The organism is Falsiroseomonas oryzae, from assembly GCF_027856955.1.
In the GTDB taxonomy this organism is placed as follows: Bacteria; Pseudomonadota; Alphaproteobacteria; order Acetobacterales; family Acetobacteraceae; genus Falsiroseomonas; species Falsiroseomonas oryzae.
Genome location: NZ_JAPSMD010000729.1, coordinates 1 through 1,658, shown reverse-complemented (window position 1 = coordinate 1,658; position 1,658 = coordinate 1). Strand labels below are relative to the sequence as shown.

The following is a 1,658-nucleotide window of genomic DNA, read 5'->3' as shown; positions in this document are numbered from 1 at the left end:
TCGGCGAGGCTCCGGCGCTGGTGGTGCCGGGCGTCCGCCCGGCCGGCAGCGCCGCCGACGACCAGGCTCGCACCGCGACGCCGGAGGAGATGGCGGCGGCCGGCGCCGATTTCGTGGTGGTCGGCCGACCGATCACCCGTGCGCCCGATCCCGCCGCCGCGGCGCGTGCGATCGCGGCCGCCCTCGCCGCGTGACCGTGACGGTCAAGATCTGCGGCGTGAACGACCCGGCGGCGATGGCCGCCGCGGCGGAGGCCGGCGCCGACCTGGTGGGCTTCGTCTTCTTCCCCGCCTCCCCGCGGGCGGTCACGCCCGCCCAGGCGGCGCTGATCGCATCGTCGCGCCAGGGCCCCGGGCCTGGGAGGGTCGGCCTCTTCGTGGATCCGTCGGACGACGATATCGCTGCGGTCCTCGCCGCCCTGCCGCTCGACCTGATCCAGTTGCACGGGGAGGAGACGCCGGCACGCTGCGCCGAGGTGCGGGCGCGCTTCGGCCGTCCGGTGATGAAGGCGATCGGCGTCGCCTCCGTCGCGGACCTCGATGGGCTGGCGGCCTATGCGCCGGTGGTGGACCGCTTCCTGCTGGACGCCAAGGCTCCGCCCGGGGCGCCCCTGCCGGGCGGCAACGCCGCGCCCTTCGACTGGACGCTGACCGCCGGCCGCCGCGTGCCGCGCCCCTGGCTGCTGGCCGGCGGGCTGACGCCGGAGAACGTCGCGCAGGCGATCGCCGTCTCCGGCGCGCGGGGGGTGGACGTCTCCTCGGGCGTCGAGCGGGCGCGGGGCGTGAAGGACGCAGGCCGCATCGCCGCCTTCCTGCGCGCGGCGCATGGCACGAGGCCCGCGCCCCTGTAACTCGCGAGATTGTCACAAGCCGCCATGACGGCTCGGGACGATTCGACGGCCTTTCGTCTTGCCGCTCCCCGCCGCCGCCGGGAATGTAGGTTCGCCGCCGGATCGGCCGCGCGGTCCTCGAACTGCGGCCCGGAATGACACAAGACGATGCGCGCGCGCCGGCACCCTCTCGCGGCTTGCCCGGGCTGCGCCGACAGCTTTTCGTCCTCGTGGTCGTCGTGCTGCTTCCCGCACTCGCCTTCGGCGCCGCGGCCACCCGGGAGGCGCTGCGCCGCCAGGACGCCGCGGCCGAGGCACGCCTGCAGGACACCGCGCATGCGCTGGCGGCGGCGGTGGATGCCAGGATCGCCGGGCATATCGCCGCGCTGCGTGTCCTTGCCGCCTCGCCCGATGCGGTGCTCGACGGCGATCTCGGCCATTTCCGCCAGCACGCCAGGGCGACGGCGGAGACCTTCGGCAGCTGGGTGGTGGTCTACGAGAGCAGCGGAGCCCAGCTCCTCAACACGCAGCGGGCAGATGCGGAGGCGCTGCCCGGGCCCGGCGGCGCAGAGGGCCCGCGTGGCGGCGGCCACGGCATCCGCGCCGCCTTCGAGACCGGCCAGCCGGTCGTGACCGACGTCGCCATCGGCCGAGTCTCCGGCCGGCCGGCCGCCTTCGTCTTCGTGCCGATCCTGCGGAACGGCGGCGCCTCGCGCGTGCTGGGCATGCCGCTGCTGCCCGAGCATTTCGCCGCCGGCCTGGAAGGCCAGGCGGCGGCGGGGCGGGGGGCCGTCGCGCTCACCGACGCGGCCGGCGTCGTCGTCGCACG

General features: G+C 76.2%; 3 protein-coding genes. All 3 read left to right on the top strand.

Translation table 11 applies throughout. From position 1 onward, the window contains the following. On the top strand, positions 1-194 hold a 194-nt coding region (locus tag OZN99_RS31130; RefSeq protein ID WP_270939070.1), incomplete at its 5' end, for an orotidine 5'-phosphate decarboxylase / HUMPS family protein. Beyond that, a complete protein-coding gene (locus OZN99_RS31125; protein WP_270939069.1) occupies positions 191-850 on the top strand; it encodes a phosphoribosylanthranilate isomerase in 660 nt (219 codons plus the stop codon). The genes OZN99_RS31130 and OZN99_RS31125, both read left to right, overlap by 4 nt. 134 nt (positions 851-984) lie before the next feature. After that, positions 985-1,658, top strand: a 674-nt coding sequence (locus OZN99_RS31120; protein ID WP_270939068.1) for a hypothetical protein, incomplete at its 3' end; no start/stop codon positions are given.